Raw genomic sequence first — 21,678 nt, forward strand, 5'->3', positions numbered from 1 at the left:
ATCAGCTCAAACCTTGATCATTCGTCGGCGGCTGCCAGTGAAATTGCCACCCACTGCCGCCAGTGCCCTGCAGTCCCGCGAGGTTGGCGATGGCCATCACCTGCCCGTCCAGACGCAGCAGCGGCAAACGGTCACGGACGAACGTCGGCACACGGCGCTCATTAAGCAGGCGTTTGAGATCGCGGTGGCCGCGCCCCGCTAAAAAGATTTTCTCTCCACCCCGGCGATAGCCCACCTGCCAGTGACCTGCAGGCAAAGCCCCCTCGATATACACATAACCATTACCGGGCAGCACAACGCGCTGACCAGGGCAAATGTCCTTTTCAAGCGGCTGCAGCGCGCCTAGCCAGTCACCCGCCAACCACCACAACTGGTCATGGCTGCGAAGCAACTTACCTGCCTTCAATTGCCACACGGGGGCGGCATCGTGAGTGGCGTCGCGCAGCGTCTGCCAGCTGGCCCAATGCTCACTGTCAGGCATTGCTGTTAATGGCCGCAACCAATAACGCAGGGCATTACGCTGACGCGAGTCACTCAGCGAGCGCAGTGCCGGAAGTGCCAGCTGCGGTAAGCCCAACCAGGAAAACTCTTTAGACGCCATTGCCGCATCGAGGTCTTGTTGCGCCAACTCATCGAGCAGTTGCTGCGCCTCAGTCAGGTGTACCGCGCTACGCGCCATGCTGTTAAGGGCCTGTGGCCAACGCTGGGTGAGCCTCGGTAGAACCTGGCGACGTAGGTAATTGCGCGAAAACCGCTCATCGGTATTTGATGGATCATCAACCCAGCGCAAACCATGCGCCTGCGCATAAGCCTCCAAGTCGGCGCGCGAACAGCCCAGCAATGGCCGCACTAAATGCCCAGCCGCCAATACACGGTTAACGGGCATCGCCGCCAAGCCCTGCACACCCGCCCCACGCAGCAGACGAAAGATCAACGTTTCCGCCTGATCATCGCGGTGCTGAGCCGTTAGCAGCACCTCATCCACACCCAAACGAGCCGCAAAGGCCGCATAACGCGCATCTCGCGCCGCCTGCTCCAGGCTTGCGCCAGGCTGCACCTGCACATACTCGACATGCAGCGGCACACCCAGGCTTGAGCACAACGCGTGGCAATGCGCCGGCCAGGCGTCGGCCACAGCCTGCAAACCGTGATGAATATGAATGGCGGAAAGTGGCGGCAACACCTCGCGTTGCGCAAGGCCAGCCAAAAGGTGCAGCAGCACCGTGGAATCCAAACCACCGGACAAGGCAACACGCCAGGCCGGCGCTGAGCGCCAGGGAGCTAGAGATTCCAGCAGCCTGGCGCTCAGATCCACTTAAGCGATGCCGTAGCTCATCAGGCGCTCATAACGACGCTTGAGCAGCGCATCGGTATCGAACCCCTTGAGGGTTTTCAATTGCGTCAGCAACGCTTGACGAATCGACTCGGCAGCGGCTGTCGGGTTGCTGTGCGCACCACCCAGTGGCTCACCGATAACCTGATCAACAATGCCCAAGCCTTTGAGGCGCTCCGCCGTGATACCCATGGCTTCAGCAGCATCGGGGGCTTTTTCAGCCGTTTTCCACAGGATCGAGGCGCAACCTTCCGGCGAAATGACTGAGTAGGTGGAGTACTGCAGCATGTTCAGCTGATCGCACACGCCAATAGCCAAAGCACCGCCGGAACCACCCTCACCGATTACTGTGGCGATGATTGGGGTTTTCAAGCGCGCCATAACGCGCAGGTTCCAGGCAATGGCTTCACTCTGGTTGCGCTCTTCTGCATCAATACCCGGGTAAGCACCCGGGGTATCAATAAAGGTCAAGATCGGCATTTTGAAGCGTTCAGCCATTTCCATCAGGCGGCAGGCTTTGCGGTAGCCCTCTGGACGCGGCATGCCAAAGTTGCGGCGCACTTTTTCGCGAATGTCACGCCCCTTCTGGTGCCCGATAACCATCACCGGCTCACCTTCCAGACGTGCAACACCGCCTACCAGAGCGGCGTCATCGGAGAAGTGGCGATCGCCATGCAGCTCGTCGAACTCGGTAAAAATGTGCTGCAGATAATCAAGGGTGTAGGGCCGGCGCGGATGACGCGCCAATTGGGCGATCTGCCAGCTGCTCAAACTGCCGAAAATGCTTTCGGTCAACGAGTTGCTTTTGTCCTGCAGGCGAGCAATTTCATCACTGATGTTCAACGAGTTGTCGTTACCGACCAGGCGAAGCTCTTCGATCTTGGCTTGCAGGTCGGCGATCGGCTGTTCGAAATCGAGAAAATTCGGGTTCATAGTCATCCGTCTTGCGTCGACGGCCAAGTGGCCGGGAGCTGTATCCGTTATCGCGCCCTACCTTATAGCAGCAGGCGCATTCAGGTCGACACCCGGAGCAGCATGAAAATCATCACACGCACCCCTGTGGTATCACGACCGAAGAGCGAGGCCATTGCCTCGCCAATCAGCGGTAGTGCAGAAAGACGTTGTCGCGGCCGAACTGGTCACGCAATGCTTGAATCAGTCCATCCGCAGGTTCAATTCGCCAATCATCACCAAACTGTAATTGCGCCTTGGCCTGCTCGCCGCTGTATTCAACGGAGATTGGACAAGCACCCCGATAACGCCCACAGAGCTCAGCCAGCCAGCGCAAGCGATCGCCCTGCAACGCACTGCTGGCAACCTTCAGGCGCAGGCTATCAGCCAGTCCCGTGCGGGCTTCTTCCAGGCTCATTACACGCTTGGCGCGCAGACGCAGGCCGCCGGAAAAATCATCATTGCTGACTTCGCCTTCGACCACCACCAAAGCATCGGTTTGCAGCAAGGCTTGCGCGGTGTTGAAGGCCTCGGCAAACAGGGACGCCTCAATGCGTCCAGAGCGATCATCGAGGGTGATAAAACCCATCTTGTCGCCCTTCTTGTTCTTCATTACGCGCAGGTTGACCACCAGCCCGGCAATCGTCTGATCGCCGCGCGCTGCCTTCAGATCAACAATGCGCTGGCGGGCAAAACGCCGCACTTCGCCTTCGTACTCATCAATCGGATGGCCGGTCAGGTACAGCCCAAGGGTGTCTTTTTCACCCTTAAGGCGCTCTTTCAAATTCAGTTCACGGGCACGCAAGTGATTGGCATACACGTCGGCTTCGGCATCAGCAAAAACGCCACCGAAGAGGTCCATGTGCCCGCTTTCAGCACTGCGCGCGGTCTGCTCAGCCGCCTGCACCGCCTCTTCCAGCGCCGCCAGCAGCACGGCGCGGTTACGGTCAATATTGGCCTTGTAGGCTTTGAGCTCTTCGTGGAAGTGCGGGCCGAGACGATCGAGCGCGCCGCTGCGAACCAACGCATCCAGGGTGCGCTTGTTGATGCGTTTGAGGTCGGCACGGGCGCAGAAATCGAACAGATCCTTGAACGGCCCATCCTTGCGTGCCTCGACGATAGCCTCTACCGGCCCTTCGCCCACGCCCTTGATCGCGCCCAGGCCGTAAACAATCCAGCCTTCGTTGTTAACCGTAAACTTGAACTCGGAGATATTCACATCCGGCGCGTCGAGGCGCAGCTTCATGCTGCGACATTCCTCGATTAGGGTGACCACCTTGTCGGTGTTGTGCATATCCGCCGAGAGCACAGCCGCCATAAAGGCCGCTGAATGGTGTGCCTTGAGCCAGGCGGTCTGATACGAAAGCAGCCCATACGCTGCCGAGTGCGACTTGTTAAAGCCGTAACCGGCGAACTTTTCCACCAAGTCAAAGATGTTGCCCGCCAAGTTGGCATCAATGCCATTGCTGGCGCAGCCTTCAATAAAGCCACCGCGCTGCTTGGCCATCTCCTCGGGCTTTTTCTTACCCATGGCGCGGCGCAGCATGTCTGCACCACCCAGGGTGTAGCCCGCCATCACCTGGGCAATCTGCATCACCTGTTCCTGATACAGGATGATGCCGTAGGTCGGCTTCAGGACCGGTTCCAGGCCTGCGTACTGATAGTCCTGATGCGGGTAGGAAATCGGCTCGCGACCGTGCTTACGGTTAATAAAGTCGTCCACCATGCCCGATTGCAGCGGGCCTGGGCGGAACAGAGCCACCAGTGCGATCATGTCTTCCAGGCAGTCGGGCTTGAGCTTTTTGATCAGCTCCTTCATGCCGCGCGATTCAAGCTGGAACACCGCCGTGGTCTCGGCTTTCTGCAGCATGCTGAACGTCGGCTTATCGTCCAGCGGGATAAAATCGATATTCAGATCCGGCAAGCCCTGCTTGGCCTGCTCGCGGTTGATGGTCTCCATCGCCCACTTGATGATGGTCAGGGTGCGCAGGCCAAGGAAGTCGAACTTAACCAGCCCGGCGGATTCCACGTCGTCCTTGTCAAACTGGGTGACCAGGCCGCCGCCTTCGTCATCGCAGGCAATCGGCGAGAAGTCGGTGAGTTTGGTTGGCGCGATAACCACACCGCCCGCGTGCTTGCCGGTGCCGCGACAGATGCCTTCGAGCTTGAGCGACATTTCCCAGATTTCCCGGGCGTCTTCGTCAACTTTGAGGAAGTCGCGCAGCGGCTCCTCCATCTCGTAGGCCTTCTCCAACGTCATGCCGACTTCGAAGGGAATCATCTTCGACAGGCGATCCGCCAAGCCGTAGGACTTGCCCTGCGCCCGCGCCACGTCGCGCACTACCGCCTTGGCCGCCATGGTGCCGAAGGTGATGATCTGGCTCACGGCGTTACGGCCGTATTTCTCGGCCACGTAATCGATCACGCGGTCGCGGCCGTCCATGCAGAAGTCAACGTCGAAGTCGGGCATGGAGACCCGTTCCGGGTTGAGGAAACGCTCGAACAGCAGGTCATAGGCCAGTGGGTCGAGGTCGGTGATCTTCTGCACGTAGGCCACCAGCGAACCGGCACCTGAACCACGGCCCGGACCCACCGGCACGCCGTTGTTTTTCGCCCACTTGATGAAGTCCATTACGATCAGGAAATAACCGGGGAAGCCCATCTGGATGATGATATCCAGCTCGAAATTCAACCGATCGATGTAGACCTGACGCTTCTCTGGGTAATTGGGCGTGGTGGCCTCAGGCCAAAGCACCGCTAGACGTTCTTCCAACCCCTCGAACGAGACCTGACGAAAGTATTCGTCCATGGTCATGCCGGCTGGCACGGGGAAATCTGGCAGGAAGTATTTGCCGAGTTGCACATCGATATTGCAACGCTTGGCAATCTCGACGGTATTTTCCAGCGCCTCCGGCAGATCACTGAATAATTCCGCCATTTCCTGCGGGCTTTTCAGGTACTGCTGATCGGAATAGGTGCGCAGGCGGCGTGGGTCATCCAAGCTGCGGCCTTCACCGATGCACACGCGGGTTTCGTGAGCGGCGAAATCATCCTGCTTGATAAAGCGTACATCGTTGGTCGCCACCAGTGGCGCGCCAACCTTATCGGCCAGCGCCACAGCGGCATGTAAATGTTCTTCGTCGTTGACCCGATTGGTGCGCTGCACTTCCAGATAAAACCGCTCGGGGAAGACCGCCATCCACTCACGCAGCAACGCCTCGGCTTTGGCCTGTTCGCCATCGAGTAAGGCGTGGCCGACTTCGCCTTCTTTTGCGCCAGATAGGACAATCAGTCCTTCGGCCGCTTCCTTAACCCAATCACGCTGGATGATGACTAGATCATTGCTCTGCCCTTCACTCCAGCCGCGCGAGACCAGTTCAGTGAGGTTGCGATAACCTTTGGCATTCATCGCAAGCAAGGTCATGCGGCTCAGCGGGCCATCTTCATCGGCACTGGCCAACCAGATGTCGGCACCGCAGATCGGCTTGATCCCGCCGCCCATGGCCGCCTTATAGAACTTCACCAATGAGCACATGTTGCTCATATCGGTGACCGCCACCGCGGGCATCCCAGCGGCAGCCACTGACTTGATCAAGGGCTTGATCCGCACCAGCCCGTCTACCAGGGAAAACTCAGTGTGCAATCGCAGGTGGACGAACGAGGCGGTCATAGCAGTCCTATACAAAACGCAGAATCATCAAGGCAGGGATTGTACAACTTAGGCAGCTGCAAGCTGCAAGCTGCAAGCTGCAAGCTGCAAGCTGCAAGCTGCAAGCTGCAAGCTGCAAGCTGCAAGCTGCAAGCTGCTCAGTGTGCGGGTTAAGACCTCGCCGGGCTCAAACTGTTTCTGGGCACGCGCAGCTTGAAGCTTATGGCTGCTCCAACAGGACACGCACAGGCGCGAAGGAGCGCCGATGAATCGGCGTGGGGCCCAAGCGGCGCAGTGCTTCCAGATGAACCGGCGTGGGATAGCCTTTGTGTCCGGCGATGCCATAGCCGGGGTACTGCTGATCCAGCAATTGCATTTCCCGGTCACGGGTGACCTTGGCCAGAATTGAGGCGGCAGCAATGGCCGGAACCTGGCTATCACCTTTAACCACCGCAGCACTGGGCACTTGCAGTTTCGGGCAGCGATTACCGTCAATCAGCGCCAGGCGCGGTGTAACACTGAGCCCCTCGACCGCACGCTGCATCGCCAGCATGGTCGCCTGCAGGATGTTCAGCCGATCAATTTCTTCCACTTCAGCACGGGCGATGCACCAGGCCAGGGCTTTTTCGCAGATTTCATCGAAGAGTTTTTCGCGACGTGCTTCGCTGAGTTTTTTCGAGTCATTCAGGCCCAAGATCGGCCGCGCCGGATCAAGAATGACCGCTGCCGTGACCACTGCGCCGCAAAGCGGGCCGCGCCCGACTTCATCGACACCGGCAACCAGCGACTCCACCAGACTGAAATCCATACCCAGTTGCATCAGCGTCGCCCGCAGAGATCAAGCACCGCTTGCGCAGCCTGCACTGACGCGTCGCGGCGCAAGGCGCGGTGGATCACATCAAAACCTTCGGTTTGCACTTCGCCACCTTCCAGCAGAGGTGCCAGTAGCTGAGCCAAGGCCTCGGGCGTTGCGGCGTCCTGAATCAGCTCGGGAACCAGCAAGCGCTCGGCCAATAGATTGGGCAGCGAGATATAGGCGCTGGTAACCAAGCGTTTAAGGATTCGATAAGTCAGCGGAGCCACCTTATAGGCAACCACCATCGGCCGTTTGAACAGCAGGGCCTCAAGCGTCGCCGTACCCGATGCAATCAGCACCGCATCACAGGCGGCCAAGGCTTCGTGGGAGCGGCCATCGAGCAGGGTCAGTGGCACATCACGCCCCACCAACATCTGCTCAAGCTGAGCACGCCGCTCAGGGCTGGAGCACGGCAGCACAAACTGAATGCCCGGACGCAAGGTGCGCAAGCGCACAGCCGCGTCGAGAAAGAGATTGCCCAGCCGCGCCACTTCACCGCCACGGCTGCCCGGCATAAGGGCAACAACCGGCTGATCCTGAAACAGATTAAGCGCTTCGCGCGCCGCTGCACGATCGGCCTGCTGCGGAATGGTATCTGCCAGCGGATGACCGACAAAGCGTACCGGCACCTGATGATCGGTATAGAACTGCGCCTCAAAGGGGAACAGCGTGAGCATCAGGTCGCAGGCTTGACGAATTTTTAGCACGCGTTTTTGCCGCCACGCCCACACGGAAGGGCTGACGTAATGCACGGTCTTGATCCCCGCCTGGCGCAACTTGAGTTCAACCGTGAGATTGAAATCCGGTGCGTCAATGCCGATGAATACATCAGGCTTGGCGTCAATCAAACTGCTGATCAAGCGTTTACGCCGCGACATTAGCTCAGGCAGACGGCCAAGCACCTCGACTAACCCCATCACCGATAGACGCTCCATCGGGAAGTAGGAGTTAAGCCCTTGGGCTTGCATCAGCGGGCCGCCGACACCGATAAATTCGATCTGAGGGTATTGGGCCTTGAGGGCCTGCATCAGGCCCGCACCGAGAATATCGCCAGACGCCTCGCCGGCGACCAGCGCGACACGCATCAGGTCAGTCATAAATTATCGGGTTATGCCGCGGCTGGAAGCCTGGATGGAGTCGCGAAAAACGGCCACTTCGGGAAAGGCTGCAGCAGACTCGGCCAACTCGGCCAGCGCTTGTTCTATCGTCAGCCCCTGGCGATAGACAATTTTGTAAGCACGACGCAGTTCGGCAATGGCCTCAGGGCTAAAGCCACGGCGGCGCATGCCTTCAAAATTCATGCTGCGCGCTTCGGCGGGGTTACCGGACACCGTGACATAGGCCGGTACGTCTTTACCGATCGCGGTGCCCATGGCCGCGAAGGAGTGAGCGCCGATTCGGCAAAACTGATGCACCAGCGTGTAGCCGGAGAGAATTGCCCAATCATCAATATGCACATGCCCGGCGAGGGCGACGTTATTGACCAAGATGCAGTGGTTGCCCACCACACTGTCATGGCCGATGTGGGCGTAGGCCATGATCAGGTTGTGATCACCTACAGTGGTCTCGTCACGGTCCTGGATGGTGCCGCGGTGCATGGTCACGCCTTCGCGGATGATGTTGTGGTCACCAATCACCAAGCGAGTCGGCTCACCTTTGTACTTTCGATCTGGGGTGTCCTCGCCCAGCGAGGAGAATTGGTAAACACGGTTGTGCTTACCAATGCGAGTCGGCCCCTTGATGATGACGTTGGGACCAATCACGGTTCCCTCACCGATTTCAACATCGGCCCCTACACTCGACCAAGGGCCGACGACAACGTCGTCAGCCAGCTTGGCGCCGGGATCAATGATGGCGCGAGGGTCAATCAAACTCATATTTTACGTTCCGCACAGATGATTTCAGCCGAACACACTTCCTTGCCGTCGACAATGGCCTTGCACTCGAACTTCCATATGCTGCGTTTGTTACTTAGGTACTTGGCTTCCAGCTGAAGCTGATCACCTGGCACTACTGGCTGGCGAAAGCGTAGCTTGTCGGAGCCAACAAAGTAATACAGCGTGCCATCAGATGGTTTCATGTTCATCATTTTGAAACCAAGAATGCCAGCGGCCTGAGCCATGGCTTCGATGATCAGCACACCCGGCATAATCGGGTGCTCAGGGAAGTGTCCGTTGAAGAATGGCTCGTTGATGCTGACATTCTTGTAGGCACGAATGGACTTGCCCTCAAGATCGAGCTCAGCCACACGGTCCACCAACAGGAACGGGTAGCGATGCGGCAAGTATTCGCGAATCTGGTTAATGTCCATCATGTGCAGAGAAGCCTGTAAGAGAAAAAAGAGAAGCCGGATGAACCGGCTCAGGCATCAGATGAAGTGTCAGCGGCCGAGGTCACTGTGGCCAGCTGTTTTTCCATCTGTTGCAGACGGCGCGCCATATCATCCAACTGACGAATCCGCGCCGCACTCTTGCGCCACTCAGCCGCTGGCTGCATGGCTGTACCCGAGGAATAAGACCCCGGCTCGGTGATTGAGCGCGTCACCATGGTCATACCCGTCACGAAGACGTTGTCACAGACCTCGATGTGGCCAACCATGCCCACGCCACCCGCAATCATGCAGTTCTTGCCAATCTTGGTGCTACCGGAAATCCCCGCACAACCAGCCATGGCCGTGTTATCACCAATCTGCACGTTGTGCGCGATCATGATCTGGTTATCCAGCTTCACGCCATTGCCAATCAACGTGTCAGACAACGCACCGCGATCAACCGTGGTATTGGCACCAATCTCCACATCATCACCGATGGTCACCCCACCGATTTGGGCGATTTTCTGCCAAACGCCTTTTTCATTAGCAAAGCCAAAGCCTTCACCGCCGATCACCGCGCCAGACTGAATCACCACGCGCTTACCAATGCGTACATCGTGATAAAGCGTGACACGTGGCGCCAACCAGCCGCCCTCACCAATTACTGAGCGTGCACCCACTACAGAGTGCGAACCGACTGTTACGCCCGCTTCAATCTGCGCTGCACTTTCAATGACAGCGTAAGCACCGATACTGGCGCTAGCATCAACCCGCGCGTCGTCCGCGATCACCGCCGTGGGATGAATCCCACTTAGGGCGTGAGGCTTGCGGTCAAACAGGTGGGAAAGTTCGGCGTACGCCAAGTAAGGATTGGTGACAACCAAAGCCGTACCGGCAAAGCCTTCTGCGTCAGCAGCCGTCAACAGCACCGCGCCTGCCTTAGTTGTAGACAGATATTTACGGTATTGCGGATTAGCCAGAAAAGTCAGCTGCTCAGCAGTGGCATCCTGCAAAGTTGCCAAGCCACTGAGCTGTTTTTCTGATGAGCCACGCACAGTGGCTCCCAGACGCTCAGCCAATTGGCTAACGGTATAAACCATTGCGCTCATGATTAGCGCAGCTGATTCATACGCTCGATCACCTGGCGGGTGATATCAAACTGAGGCTTGACATCAATCACCGCGCCGCGCTCAAGAACCAGGTCAAAGTTGCCGGTCTTGATCACTTCTTCAACAGCTTTATCCAAGTTCGGCTTGAGCTTTTTCAGCATTTCGCGATCTGCAACAGCCTTAGACTCATTGAGCTCTTTGGACTGGAACTGGAAATCACGGGCTTTTTGCTTGAATTCAAGCTCAAGGCGCTCACGCTCGGCGGTCTGCATTTTCTCGCCGTCTTTGACCAAACGATCCTGAATACGCTTGGCATCGCTTTCCAGGGTTTTCAGTTTGTTCAACTGGGGACCAAATTTCTTCTCCGCATCCACGGCGTAACGCTTGGCTGCGTCGGATTCCAGCAAGGCCATTTGGTAATTCAGAACGGCAACTTTCATCTGGGCAAACGCTGGAGTAGCCATCATGGCCACACTAAGCAAAACCAGTTGAGTCAACTTACGCACGGTGAAACTCCTGCAAAACTGTGGATTTCAATAATCTGACGCTTAGAACGTCTGACCGAGAGAGAACTGGAAAATCTGCGTATCAGCGTCATCCGGCTCAACAATAGGCATCGCGAGACTGAAGCTCAACGGCCCCAGCGCGGTGATCCAAGTCAGGCCAACACCCACGGAACTGGCCAACTGACCGGGGTCTATGTTGTTGCAATCTTTCTGAGTACTGCCGCAGTTGGTATCAAAGACGTTACCTACATCCCAAAACAATGCGGTACGCAATGAACGCTGATCTTTTACGAACGGCATCGGGAAGAGCAACTCAGCACCGCCCTGAATCAAGACATTACCACCGAAAGGCAATGGGTCTTGGTCAGGATCACGCAATGTACCGGGGTTATTGCCTTTACTTGGTGTACTACGCGGACCTAGGCTGCTGTCTTTGAAACCGCGAACCGAATTGAAACCACCGGCATAGTAATGCTCATAGAACGGCAGATCGGTCGTTGATCCATAACTATCGCCATACCCAAGTTGACTGTGCAGACGCAGGGTATAGGTATCGGTTAATGGTTTGAATATCTGACCGCGGTAGTCAATTTTGTAGAACGACAGATCACTGCCGGGAACTGTGCTTTCGAAAACCAAACTTTGTGAATGACCACGGTTCGCTAACACGCCACGGTTCAGGGTTGACTCGGACCAGCCAATAGAGGCCTTAAGATTTAGGTAATCCTCACCCTCCGACTTAATGAAGTCGAAGATTTCATCAACCGTGTAAACGCCCGTACCAATGCTGTCGTTCTGAATCGTCAAGCCGTAGGTCAGGCGAGAAGTATCGCTGATCGGGTAGCCGATGCTAACGCCTGCACCGTAGCTGTCGACGGAGTAGCTCGATACATCGGTGTTCAGTTCGTCGTAATCCGTCTCACGGAAGAAGGCGTTATAACCCAAGCTCACGCCATCCTCAGTCCAGTACGGATCCACGAAACCAAAGTTGTAACTGCTCTGGTATTCGCTGCGATTCAGCCCCAGGCTAACTTTGTTACCTGTACCCAGGAAGTTGTTCTGAGTAATAGAGCCGCCGAGAATAAGGCCTGCGTTCTGAGCGAAACCAACGCTGGCCGTGATAGAGCCCGAAGCCTGCTCTTCGACGCTGTAGTTAACGTCGACCTGATCGTCAGTTCCTGGCACTTGCGGGGTTTCGACGTTCACTTCCTTGAAGTAGCCCAGGCGCTCCAAACGCACCTTGGATTGATCAATCAGGTAAGTGGATGCCCAGCCGCCTTCCATCTGACGCATTTCACGGCGCAGTACTTCGTCTTCAGATTTAGTGTTGCCGCGGAAGTTGATGCGGTTAACGTACGCACGCTTACCGGGATCTACCACAAAGGTGATCGACACGGTGCCATCGTCATGCGCCTCTGGCACGCCGTTGACGTTGGCAAAGGTATAACCCTCGTTACCCAGACGACGGGTAATCAGTTCGGAGGTGGTGGTCATCACTTTGCGTGAGAACACCTGACCTTCCTGAACCAGCAATAATGCACGCACCTGATCTTCAGGCACTTTTAGCTCACCACTGAGTTTGACCTCACGTACGGTGAACTTCTCGCCTTCTTCTACGTTTACGGTCACGTAGACGTGCTTTTTATCTGGTGTGATGGAGACCTGTGTCGAGCTGATATCCATGTTGATATAGCCACGATCCAGATAATAGGAACGTAAACGTTCCAAGTCGCCGGAAAGCTTCTCGCGGGCGTACTTATCATCGTTGCGGAAGAAAGACAGCCAGTTGGTGGTTTTCAGCTCGAAGAGGTCGATCAGGTCTTCATCAGAGAAAACGCTGTTACCCACCACGTTGATGTGCTGAATAGCGGCAACCGAACCTTCGCTGATATTGATCTTCAAGGCCACACGGTTACGCGGCTGAGGAATGACCTCGGCTTCAATCTCGGCGGAGTAACGACCCTGGGACACATATTGACGTTGCAGTTCGTTACGAACGCCTTCAAGCGTGGCGCGCTGGAAAATCTCGCCCTCCGCCAAGCCTGATTGGTTAAGACCTTTGAGTAGGTCTTCACTGCTGATGGCTTTGTTGCCCTCAATCTCAATACTGGAGATCGAAGGCCGCTCCACGACGGTCACAACCAACACATCGCCTTCACGACCTAGTTGGATGTCCTGAAAAAAGCCTGTTTTGAACAGTTCGCGCGTGGCGTCAACCAGTGCCCGATCATCAGCTTTGGCGCCCACGTTGAGCGGTAACGCACCAAAAACGCTGCCTGCGGAAACCCGCTGCAGACCGGTAACCCGGATATCGGAGATAGTGAAGGACTCGGCGTGAACTTCGGTGATCATCAGTGCGGCAAGCACTGCAGGTAGCAGCAGACGTTTCATGAAGTCCTTTCTTATTCCAACTGACAATAAAAAATCTGCCGCTACACGCGACACTTTTTGTACATACCGAGAGCGTGAACAGTGGCGATTACAGGCGGCTTAGGTCGTTTATTAGAGCCAGCAACATTACCCCTACGACCATGCTGATACCGATCTGCATCCCCCAACCTTGTATCCGATCCGACAAGGGGCGACCACGCACCCATTCGACCAGATAAAAAAGCAGGTGCCCCCCGTCCAAAACGGGAATAGGCAACAAATTGAGAACCCCCAGGCTAATGCTCAGATAGGCAAGGAATTTTAGAAAATCACTCAAACCCGACTCAGCAGAAGCGCCCGCCACTTTAGCAATGGTTATCGGCCCGCTCAAGTTTTTTACCGAGAGCTCGCCAAACAGCATTTTCTTCAATGATTCAAGGGTCAGAACGCTCATTGCCCAGGTGTTTTTTGCACCCTCGGCGATGGCGTCTATCGGGCCAAAGCGAACCTCCCGCAGCATCTCAGCAGGCCATTGGCCACCCGCAACACCCGCCCCCAGATAACCACTTAGAGCATCACCCTCGCCGCGCGCCGCCAGATTTAAGGGCAATTGCAGCTGCACGCCCTCGCGCTCAATAAGCAGGCTGACGCTTTTTTGCGGCATTGCACGAATCTGATCAACCCATTGCTGCCAATCCGTCAACACCTGACCATCCAGGGCTAGCAAACGATCGCCAACCCTTAATCCAGCTGCCTGAGCGGGACCGTCAGGGTCCAACTGAGCCAGCACTGGCTCTAGTGCGGGACGCCAAGGGCGAATACCTAACGAAGCAATCGGGTCAGGCTCATCAGCGCCACGCAGCCAGTTATCCAAGGTAATGGTGCGTTGGATTTCAGCCGTTGAGCCAGGCGCTAACAAGCCAACATTGATCGAGCCGCTTTCACCCAGACGGCTGACCAACTGCAGATTGACGGCGGCCCAACCGGTGGTGGTTTTACCGTTTACGGCAACAATCTCTTGTCCCGGCGCAAGACCCGCCACATCCGCCAGACTACCAACCTCAACTGCGCCGATAACCGGGCGAACCTGCTGACCACCCAACATCGCCACCGCCCAGAAAAACAGCAGCGCGAGCAGGAAGTTAGCAATAGGCCCAGCGGCAACGATGGCAATCCGCTGCTGAACCGATTTACGGTTAAAGGACTGATCTAGCAACTCAGGCGCGACATCGCCTTCACGCTCATCAAGCATTTTCACGTAACCGCCGAGAGGAATGGCGGCCACAACAAACTCGGTTCCTTGCTTGTCATGCCAGCGCAGTAATGGGCTGCCGAAGCCGACGGAAAAACGCAGCACCTTAACGCCACAACGACGGGCAACCCAAAAATGACCAAACTCATGAATGGTAACTAACACCCCAAGTGCAACCAGGGTGCCCACCAACATATACAGTGCGCTCATCTTACTTCTCCGCGTCGGCGATCAACGCTGGGCCAGCCAGCGCTCCGCCAGATTACGGGCTTGGCCATCAGCCACCAGCACCGTATCCAGACATTCAAGAGCCACAGCCGGCTCAGCTTGCAAAACGTGCTCGATGATACTCGCGATCTCAGGGAAGCGGATGCGTCGTTCAAGAAATGCTGCCACGGCTACTTCATTAGCAGCATTCAACATGGCCGGAGCTGTGCCCCCCGCCTGCGCGGCTTCGCGCGCCAGACGCAAACAAGGAAAGCGCTGTTCATCCGGTACTTGAAAGTCCAGCCGAGCGATGGCGAACAAATCCAGTGGCGCCACTCCTGAGTCGATGCGCTCAGGCCAGGCCAAGGCATGACTGATGGGGGTGCGCATATCCGGGTTACCCAACTGCGCTAACACCGAACCGTCGACGTAATCGACCAGCGAATGGATCACGCTCTGCGGATGAACCACCACTTCAATCTGAGCCGGTGACGCATCGAACAACCAGCAGGCCTCAATCAACTCGAGGCCTTTGTTCATCATGCTCGCCGAATCTACAGATATCTTGCGACCCATGGACCAGTTTGGGTGCGCGCAGGCCTGCTCAGGCGTAACTGCATGCAGTTGATCCAAGGGCATCTCGCGAAATGGTCCACCCGATGCGGTCAACAGCACGCGGCGCACACCGACTTGCTGCAACCCACGGGCATAGTCACCCGGCAGGCATTGGAAAATGGCGTTGTGCTCGCTATCGATCGGCAGCAGCACTGCACCGCCGCGCTTGACCGCCTGCATAAACAAGGCGCCAGACATGACCAAAGCTTCTTTATTGGCCAGCAACACCTTTTTACCGGCCTCGGCTGCTGCCAGGGTAGGCGGCAGGCCTGCTGCACCAACAATCGCGGCCATCACAACATCAACATCAGCGTGCGCCGCCACCTCACAGAGGCTCTGCGCACCATGCAGAACCTCTGTGACCAAACCTGCCGCGCGCAGGCTGACCTGTAGCTGGTGAGCAACAACCGCATCAGGCACCACGGCATAACGCGGCTTATGCTTGACGCACAGCGCTTCAAGCTCGGCGATGCGACTAAAACCTGTCAACGCAAAAACCTGATATCGGTCAGGGTGACGGGCGATCACATCCAAGGTGCTAAGACCAATGGAACCGGTCGCACCCAGCACGGTTATGTGTTGCACAGCGGTCACGATGCCCCCCAGCCTGATAGCCACAGTAGGGCAGCAAAGACAGGGATAGCGGCGGTCAAACTGTCGATACGGTCCAGCACACCGCCATGCCCCGGCAGAAGATTGCTGCTGTCCTTGATGCCGGCCTGACGCTTGAACATGCTTTCGGTCAAATCGCCCACCACCGAGATCATCACGACCAGCGCGGTCCCCAGCAATGCCAACAACAGGTGACTGATCGACCAGTCGCGATAAACGCCCACGACGGCACAAAGGACCAGCGTAACGAATAAACCGCCAAATACACCTTCCCAGCTCTTACCAGGACTGACTTGAGGCGCCAATTTACGCCGCCCAAAACGTCGACCGAAGAAGTAGGCACCGATATCGGCCCCCCAAACCAACACCATCACCGCCAGAATCAGCAGGTTCGCCTCAGGCCATTGCTTGAACAGCACTAAGCCTTGCCAAGCTGGCAGCAAAATCAGCAGACCAATCAGCAGCCGGCTGGGTGCCGATGCCCAGTAACGACGGGTACCCGGGTAGCCAATAACCAGAAAGGTCGCCAGCGACCACCACACCACTGCAAGCAGCAACACCCAAGGCGCGAGCATTGGCAGCCCATACAAGCCAGCCAACAGAACCGCTACCAGCGCAGCAAAGCCTACGCGCTGCAACTGCGCAGAAAAACCCGCCAACCGAGCCCATTCCCAACCGCCAAGGCTGACGACCGCACCAATAAACAACGCGAACAAACCGCCATCAAGTAAAAAAAAGCCGCCCAGAGCAAATGGCAGCAACACCAACGCGGTGATGATTCGTTGTTTAAGCATTATTTACGCGCCTCAGCCACAACCTGCTCGCTGGTTTTCCCAAAGCGACGCTGTCGGCTCGCAAAGTCGGCCAGGGCTTTACGCATGGCATCGTGTTTGAAGTCCGGCCAAAAAAGGTCGGAGAAATACAGCTCGGTGTAAGCCAGCTGCCAAAGCAAAAAATTACTGATGCGATGCTCACCACCCGTACGAATGCACAAATCAGGCAACGGCAGATCACCCGTCACCAAGCATCCCTGAAGCAATTCCGGAGTGATATCGTCGGGGCACAAATGGCCACCCTGCACCTCGCGCGCAAGACGTTGAGCGGCCTGTGCAATGTCCCATTGACCGCCATAATTGGCAGCCACCTGCAGGACAAAACGTCGATCTCCTGCGGTTTGAGCTTCTGCTTCACGCATGGCGGCCTGCAATTCAGGGTGAAAGCGTGAACGGTCGCCAATAATGCGCAGACTGATGTCGTTGGCATCAAGTTTTTTTGCTTCACGGCGCAGAGCCCCGAGGAACAACTCCATCAGGGCGCTGACTTCTTCAGCTGGGCGCTGCCAGTTTTCACTGGAGAACGCGAACAGCGTCAGCACCTCAACGCCAGCTTCTGCGCACACCTCAATGACGGCGCGCACTGCATCAACACCGGCCTTATGGCCAGCGACACCGGGCAGAAGACGCTTCTTCGCCCAGCGATTATTGCCATCCATGATGATCGCTACGTGCCGTGGCACAGCGAGCGGATGTCCGTCGGTGGTTTTGTCCATGGCGATAATCTGACCGTTAAACGGCCATCAGATCCGCTTCTTTCTGCTTCACTGCCACTTCAATTTCAGCGACAAACTTGTCCGTCAGTTTCTGGATATCGTCGGCGGCGCGGCGCTCCTCGTCTTCGCTGATTTCTTTCTCTTTCACCAAGTCTTTCAATTGGCTCAAAGCATCGCGACGAATATTGCGCACCGCTACGCGACCATCTTCAGCCGCATCACGCGCTTGCTTGGTGAAGCCCTTACGGGTTTCCTCGGTCAGCGCCGGCATGGAGATCAGCAGCAACTCACCCAGGTTGGTTGGGTTGAAGCCCAGACCGGAGCTTTGGATAGCCTTGTCGACCGCTGCCAGCATGTTGCGCTCGAAGGCCACAACTTGCAGGGTACGGGCATCTTTAACGGTGACGTTAGCCACTTGATTCAACGGCGTATCGGAACCGTAGTAAGGCACCATCACGCCACCGAGAATACTTGGATGCGCTTGGCCGGTACGGATTCGGCTGAAGGCGTGAATCAGTGATTCCAGGCTCTTCTGCATGCGTACTTGGGCGTCTTTCTTGATCTCATTGATCATGTTTATCTTCCTCAATCAGAGTGCCTTCAGCGCCGCCAACTACAACGTTCAGCAGGGCACCAGGCTTGTTCATGTTGAAAACACGCAGCGGCATATTATGGTCGCGGCACAGACAGATGGCCGTCAGGTCCATTACGCCCAGCTTGCGGTCGAGCACCTCGTCGTAGGTGAGGCGGTCGAACTTCTCGGCATGCGGGTCTTTGAATGGATCGGCAGTGTACACACCATCCACCTTGGTCGCTTTGAGCACCACGTCGGCATCGATTTCGATGGCACGTAGGCACGCGGCCGAGTCGGTGGTGAAGAAGGGATTACCCGTGCCAGCGGCGAAGATCACCACCTCACCGGTTTTCAGATGACGCAGCGCCTTACGCCGGTCGTAGTGATCAGTCACCCCTACCATGGAGATGGCCGACATCACGATGGCCGGAATATTCGAACGTTCCAGCGCGTCGCGCATGGCCAAGGCGTTCATCACGGTGGCGAGCATGCCCATGTGGTCGCCGGTTACCCGGTCCATGCCTGCAGCGCTTAGTGCAGCGCCACGGAACAGGTTACCACCGCCAATAACCAAGCCGACCTGTACGCCGATACCGACCAGTTGGCCGACTTCCAACGCCATGCGGTCAAGCACCTTGGGATCGATGCCAAAATCTTCTGAGCCCATCAGGGCCTCGCCGCTAAGTTTGAGCAGAATGCGCTTGTAGCGCGGTTGACGACCACTCATCTGCTGAGCCATTGCGAGTCTCTCCTGCGGCGTTTGAATTCTTTACGGGCCTTTAACCCGCTCTGTCGAACGCTATTAAAGCGCTCCGGTGCATTGCTGCAAACAACGCACCCTCCTTATTTGACAAAGAGGCTGCGCGCGTTAGCGGGCAGCCTCTCCTGTCGACAGTAAGGAACCGTCTTACTGCTTGCTGGCAGCAGCCAATTGCGCAGCTACTTCTTCAGCGAAGTTATCAACCGGCTTCTCGATGCCGTCACCCACTTTGAAGTAGGTGAAGGAAACGATTTCAGCACCGGCTTTCTGGGCCAGAGCACCAACCTTGACTTCAGGATCTTTAACGAAGGCTTGCTCAACCAGACTGGCTTCAGCCAGGAACTTCTGGATACGACCGGCAACCATCTTCTCGACGATTTCGGCTGGCTTGCCCTTAATTTTGTCTTCGTTAAGGCTCAAGAACACAGCTTTCTCGCGCTCAATGGCTTCAGCGGAAACTTCCGATGGCAGCAGGAATTCCGGGTTGCTGGCCGCTACGTGCATGGCGATGTCTTTAGCCAGGTCGACGGTGCCGCCTTTCAGAACGACAGCAACACCGATCTTGTTACCGTGCAGGTAAGTACCGACCACGTCACCTTCAACGCGAACCAGACGACGAATGTTTACGTTCTCGCCAACTTTACCCACCAGAACCAGACGATCAGCTTCACGCGCTTCAATCAGCGGAGCAGCATCAGTCAGTTTGTCAGCAAAGGCTTGTTCAACGCTGGCCGCAACGAATGCTTTGAAGTCATCTTGCAGGGCCAGGAAGTCAGTCTGCGAGTTCACTTCTAGCAGAACGGCAGCTTTGCCATCATCTTTGATAGCGATTGCGCCCTCAGCAGCCACGTTACCGGCTTTTTTGGCAGCCTTGATCGCGCCGGAAGCACGCATGTCGTCAATGGCTTTTTCGATGTCGCCGTCAGCCTTGGTCAAGGCCTTCTTGCAATCCATCATGCCTTCGCCAGTACGCTCACGCAGTTCTTTAACCAACGCTGCAGTAATTTCTGCCATTTCAAAATCCTCTGGATAGGTTGTTAACCATTCCACCCGCCGAGACGGGCGCTCAATTCATAACGCATTGTCGACAATGAACAGAATCGATTGCAGCTGTAAGTCGACAATGGTTTTCAAGGTGGCAAAAAGGGGGCCAAGCCCCCTTTTTGCGAACTAAGCAAACGCTGTGCGCGTTTTACTTAGCCTTCAACAGCTTCGGCAGCCGGGGCTTGCTCGACGAATTCGTCGGTGCCGCCGTTAGCGTTGGTGCGACCACGGATTACCGAGTCAGCCATTGCACCCATGTACAGCTGGATGGCGCGAATGGCGTCATCGTTACCTGGGATGATGTAGTCAACGCCTTCCGGGCTGCTGTTGGTATCGACGATGCCGATAACCGGGATACCCAGTTTGTTGGCTTCGGTGATAGCAATGCGCTCATGGTCAACGTCGATCACGAACAGCGCGTCTGGCAGACCGCCCATGTCCTTGATACCACCCAAGCTGCGATCCAGTTTTTCCAGATCACGGGTGCGCATCAGGGCTTCTTTCTTGGTCAGCTTGGTGAAAGTACCGTCTTGCGACTGAACTTCCAGATCACGCAGACGCTTGATCGAGGCACGGATGGTTTTGTAGTTGGTCAGCATGCCGCCCAACCAGCGATGGTCAACGTACGGCGAACCGCAACGTGCTGCTTCTTCAGCAACGATCTTGCCAGCGGAACGCTTGGTGCCGACGAACAGGATCTTGTTTTTGCCAGTAGCCAGCTTCTCAACGAAAGCCAGGGCTTCGTTGAACATCGGCAGGGTTTTTTCGAGGTTGATAATATGAATCTTGTTACGCGCGCCGAAAATGTATTTACCCATTTTCGGGTTCCAGTAACGGGTCTGGTGACCGAAGTGCACACCGGCCTTCAGCATATCGCGCATGTTGACTTGGGACATGATAGTTCCTTGATAAGTCGGGTTAGGCCTCCACGTATCCCGATCTCCAACCCCATGAACTTGTCACAAGGCACCCAGGAAACCGTGTCGATACGTGTGTGGGTTTAGGCTTTCAGGCATGCTGCCCGTAAAGCGGCGCGTTTTATATCATAGAAAGCCGCCGCAAGCTACAAGGCTAAAGCCGGACCGACTCGCACCGCCCACTCACAACTTATGGCTGCGCCTCGTAGCTGCTAAGATAACGCCCTTTTCTGTGTGCACCCGAGAGCTCGCCATGACCGTCACCATCAAAACCCCCGACGAAATCGAGAAAATGCGTGTAGCCGGTCGCCTGGCTGCCGAGGTTCTGGAAATGATCGGCGAGTACGTCAAGCCCGGCGTCACCACCGAAGAAATCGACCGCATCTGCCATGACTATATTGTCAACGTGCAGCAGGCCATTCCTGCGCCGCTCAACTATAAAGGCTTTCCCAAGTCGATCTGCACGTCGGTCAATCATGTGGTCTGCCACGGGATCCCGAACGACAAGCCTCTAAAGGAAGGTGACGTCATCAACATCGACATCACCGTGATCAAGGATGGCTACCATGGCGACACCAGCAAAATGTTCATGGTCGGCAAAGTGCCCGAGTGGGCCGAGCGCCTGGCCAAGGTGACCCAGGAATGCATGTATAAAGGTATCGAACTGGTCAAGCCGGGCACGCGCCTGGGTGATATCGGCGAAGTGATCCAGAAGCATGCCGAGAAAAATGGTTTCTCTGTGGTGCGCGAGTATTGTGGCCACGGCATCGGCGCCGTTTTCCATGAAGAGCCGCAAGTCTTGCACTACGGCCGCGCCGGAACCGGCATGGAACTGCAAGAAGGCATGACCTTCACCATTGAGCCGATGATCAACCAAGGCCGCGCTGAGACCCGCACATTAGGTGACGGCTGGACCGCCATTACCAAGGATCGCAAGCTCTCCGCACAGTGGGAACACACCATTCTGGTAACCGCCGATGGCTACGAGATCTTTACCCTGCGCAACGATGACACCATTCCCCGCACGTCAGCCTGACCCCTCGGGGCATTCTCACCGCGACTG

General features: G+C 56.4%; 19 protein-coding genes. 1 reads left to right on the forward strand and 18 read right to left on the reverse strand.

The window, feature by feature from the left end; genetic code table 11:
• Window position 1: 1 nt before the first annotated feature.
• The 18 genes from tilS to rpsB all read right to left on the reverse strand — a co-directional run bounded on the left by tilS (window position 2) and on the right by rpsB (window position 20,594).
• A complete protein-coding gene (gene tilS, locus AUK77_RS08350) occupies window positions 2-1,315 on the reverse strand; it encodes a tRNA lysidine(34) synthetase TilS (RefSeq protein WP_296128181.1) in 1,314 nt (437 codons plus the stop codon).
• Window positions 1,316-2,266: an acetyl-CoA carboxylase carboxyltransferase subunit alpha gene (locus AUK77_RS08355; RefSeq protein WP_296128183.1), complete on the reverse strand. Its 951-nt coding sequence runs from the start codon at window positions 2,264-2,266 to the stop codon at window positions 1,316-1,318. It lies immediately after the preceding gene.
• 166 nt (window positions 2,267-2,432) lie between these two features.
• Window positions 2,433-5,954, reverse strand: coding sequence for a DNA polymerase III subunit alpha (gene dnaE, locus AUK77_RS08360; RefSeq protein WP_296128185.1), 3,522 nt, complete (start codon window positions 5,952-5,954; stop codon window positions 2,433-2,435).
• 199 nt (window positions 5,955-6,153) lie between these two features.
• Entirely contained in the window at window positions 6,154-6,753 is a 600-nt protein-coding gene (rnhB, locus tag AUK77_RS08365) for a ribonuclease HII (RefSeq protein WP_296128188.1), read from the reverse strand.
• Window positions 6,753-7,886, reverse strand: coding sequence for a lipid-A-disaccharide synthase (gene lpxB, locus AUK77_RS08370; protein WP_296128191.1), 1,134 nt, complete (start codon window positions 7,884-7,886; stop codon window positions 6,753-6,755). Before lpxB ends, rnhB begins: the two co-directional genes overlap by 1 nt.
• A gap of 3 nt (window positions 7,887-7,889) precedes the next feature.
• Complete coding sequence (gene lpxA, locus AUK77_RS08375; RefSeq protein WP_296128193.1) at window positions 7,890-8,666, reverse strand: acyl-ACP--UDP-N-acetylglucosamine O-acyltransferase; 777 nt, start codon at window positions 8,664-8,666, stop codon at window positions 7,890-7,892.
• Window positions 8,663-9,103 carry a 3-hydroxyacyl-ACP dehydratase FabZ gene (gene fabZ / locus AUK77_RS08380; RefSeq protein WP_296128196.1) on the reverse strand — a complete coding sequence of 147 codons (441 nt, stop codon included), beginning with the start codon at window positions 9,101-9,103 and terminating at the stop codon, window positions 8,663-8,665. The genes lpxA and fabZ overlap by 4 nt, the downstream gene beginning before the upstream one ends.
• A gap of 47 nt (window positions 9,104-9,150) precedes the next feature.
• Window positions 9,151-10,212 carry a UDP-3-O-(3-hydroxymyristoyl)glucosamine N-acyltransferase gene (gene lpxD, locus AUK77_RS08385; RefSeq protein WP_296128306.1) on the reverse strand — a complete coding sequence of 354 codons (1,062 nt, stop codon included), beginning with the start codon at window positions 10,210-10,212 and terminating at the stop codon, window positions 9,151-9,153.
• Complete coding sequence (locus AUK77_RS08390; RefSeq protein ID WP_296128199.1) at window positions 10,212-10,715, reverse strand: OmpH family outer membrane protein; 504 nt, start codon at window positions 10,713-10,715, stop codon at window positions 10,212-10,214. Before AUK77_RS08390 ends, lpxD begins: the two co-directional genes overlap by 1 nt.
• A gap of 42 nt (window positions 10,716-10,757) precedes the next feature.
• Complete coding sequence (bamA, locus tag AUK77_RS08395) at window positions 10,758-13,106, reverse strand: outer membrane protein assembly factor BamA (protein WP_296128202.1); 2,349 nt, start codon at window positions 13,104-13,106, stop codon at window positions 10,758-10,760.
• Window positions 13,107-13,194: 88 nt separating this feature from the next.
• On the reverse strand, window positions 13,195-14,547 hold the full coding sequence (gene rseP / locus AUK77_RS08400) for a sigma E protease regulator RseP (RefSeq protein ID WP_296128204.1): 1,353 nt from the start codon (window positions 14,545-14,547) through the stop codon (window positions 13,195-13,197).
• A 21-nt stretch (window positions 14,548-14,568) separates the two neighbouring features.
• Window positions 14,569-15,753 carry a 1-deoxy-D-xylulose-5-phosphate reductoisomerase gene (gene ispC, locus AUK77_RS08405; protein WP_296128208.1) on the reverse strand — a complete coding sequence of 395 codons (1,185 nt, stop codon included), beginning with the start codon at window positions 15,751-15,753 and terminating at the stop codon, window positions 14,569-14,571.
• Window positions 15,750-16,565, reverse strand: coding sequence for a phosphatidate cytidylyltransferase (locus tag AUK77_RS08410; protein WP_296128211.1), 816 nt, complete (start codon window positions 16,563-16,565; stop codon window positions 15,750-15,752). Before AUK77_RS08410 ends, ispC begins: the two co-directional genes overlap by 4 nt.
• Window positions 16,565-17,320 carry a polyprenyl diphosphate synthase gene (gene uppS / locus AUK77_RS08415; RefSeq protein ID WP_296128214.1) on the reverse strand — a complete coding sequence of 252 codons (756 nt, stop codon included), beginning with the start codon at window positions 17,318-17,320 and terminating at the stop codon, window positions 16,565-16,567. The genes AUK77_RS08410 and uppS overlap by 1 nt, the downstream gene beginning before the upstream one ends.
• A gap of 16 nt (window positions 17,321-17,336) precedes the next feature.
• On the reverse strand, window positions 17,337-17,894 hold the full coding sequence (gene frr, locus AUK77_RS08420) for a ribosome recycling factor (RefSeq protein WP_296128216.1): 558 nt from the start codon (window positions 17,892-17,894) through the stop codon (window positions 17,337-17,339).
• Window positions 17,884-18,633 (reverse strand): UMP kinase, encoded by a 750-nt coding sequence (gene pyrH, locus AUK77_RS08425; protein WP_090248393.1) that lies wholly within the window; start codon window positions 18,631-18,633, stop codon window positions 17,884-17,886. The genes frr and pyrH overlap by 11 nt, the downstream gene beginning before the upstream one ends.
• Window positions 18,634-18,801: 168 nt before the next feature.
• Window positions 18,802-19,668, reverse strand: coding sequence for a translation elongation factor Ts (gene tsf / locus AUK77_RS08430; protein ID WP_296128218.1), 867 nt, complete (start codon window positions 19,666-19,668; stop codon window positions 18,802-18,804).
• 182 nt (window positions 19,669-19,850) lie between these two features.
• Window positions 19,851-20,594, reverse strand: coding sequence for a 30S ribosomal protein S2 (gene rpsB, locus AUK77_RS08435; RefSeq protein ID WP_296128221.1), 744 nt, complete (start codon window positions 20,592-20,594; stop codon window positions 19,851-19,853).
• Between the two features lie 274 nt (window positions 20,595-20,868).
• Between rpsB and map the strand changes: the two genes are divergently transcribed.
• On the forward strand, window positions 20,869-21,651 hold the full coding sequence (gene map, locus AUK77_RS08440; protein WP_296128222.1) for a type I methionyl aminopeptidase: 783 nt from the start codon (window positions 20,869-20,871) through the stop codon (window positions 21,649-21,651).
• Window positions 21,652-21,678: the final 27 nt, after the last annotated feature.

Origin of the sequence: Pseudomonas sp. Ga0074129, assembly GCA_001465025.1 — a bacterium.
GTDB lineage: Bacteria > Pseudomonadota > Gammaproteobacteria > Pseudomonadales > Pseudomonadaceae > Aquipseudomonas.

Coding starts and splice junctions, on each gene's coding strand:
- lpxA (WP_296128193.1), bottom strand. CDS start 8,666: ATGAGTTTGATTGACCCTCGCGCCATCATTGATCCCGGCGCCAAGCTG.
- dnaE (WP_296128185.1), bottom strand. CDS start 5,954: ATGACCGCCTCGTTCGTCCACCTGCGATTGCACACTGAGTTTTCCCTG.
- lpxB (WP_296128191.1), bottom strand. CDS start 7,886: ATGACTGACCTGATGCGTGTCGCGCTGGTCGCCGGCGAGGCGTCTGGC.
- fabZ (WP_296128196.1), bottom strand. CDS start 9,103: ATGATGGACATTAACCAGATTCGCGAATACTTGCCGCATCGCTACCCG.
- pyrH (WP_090248393.1), bottom strand. CDS start 18,633: ATGGCTCAGCAGATGAGTGGTCGTCAACCGCGCTACAAGCGCATTCTG.
- frr (WP_296128216.1), bottom strand. CDS start 17,894: ATGATCAATGAGATCAAGAAAGACGCCCAAGTACGCATGCAGAAGAGC.
- AUK77_RS08355 (WP_296128183.1), bottom strand. CDS start 2,266: ATGAACCCGAATTTTCTCGATTTCGAACAGCCGATCGCCGACCTGCAA.
- rseP (WP_296128204.1), bottom strand. CDS start 14,547: ATGAGCGCACTGTATATGTTGGTGGGCACCCTGGTTGCACTTGGGGTG.
- rpsB (WP_296128221.1), bottom strand. CDS start 20,594: ATGTCCCAAGTCAACATGCGCGATATGCTGAAGGCCGGTGTGCACTTC.
- map (WP_296128222.1), top strand. CDS start 20,869: ATGACCGTCACCATCAAAACCCCCGACGAAATCGAGAAAATGCGTGTA.
- rnhB (WP_296128188.1), bottom strand. CDS start 6,753: ATGCAACTGGGTATGGATTTCAGTCTGGTGGAGTCGCTGGTTGCCGGT.
- uppS (WP_296128214.1), bottom strand. CDS start 17,320: ATGGACAAAACCACCGACGGACATCCGCTCGCTGTGCCACGGCACGTA.
- AUK77_RS08410 (WP_296128211.1), bottom strand. CDS start 16,565: ATGCTTAAACAACGAATCATCACCGCGTTGGTGTTGCTGCCATTTGCT.
- bamA (WP_296128202.1), bottom strand. CDS start 13,106: ATGAAACGTCTGCTGCTACCTGCAGTGCTTGCCGCACTGATGATCACC.
- tsf (WP_296128218.1), bottom strand. CDS start 19,668: ATGGCAGAAATTACTGCAGCGTTGGTTAAAGAACTGCGTGAGCGTACT.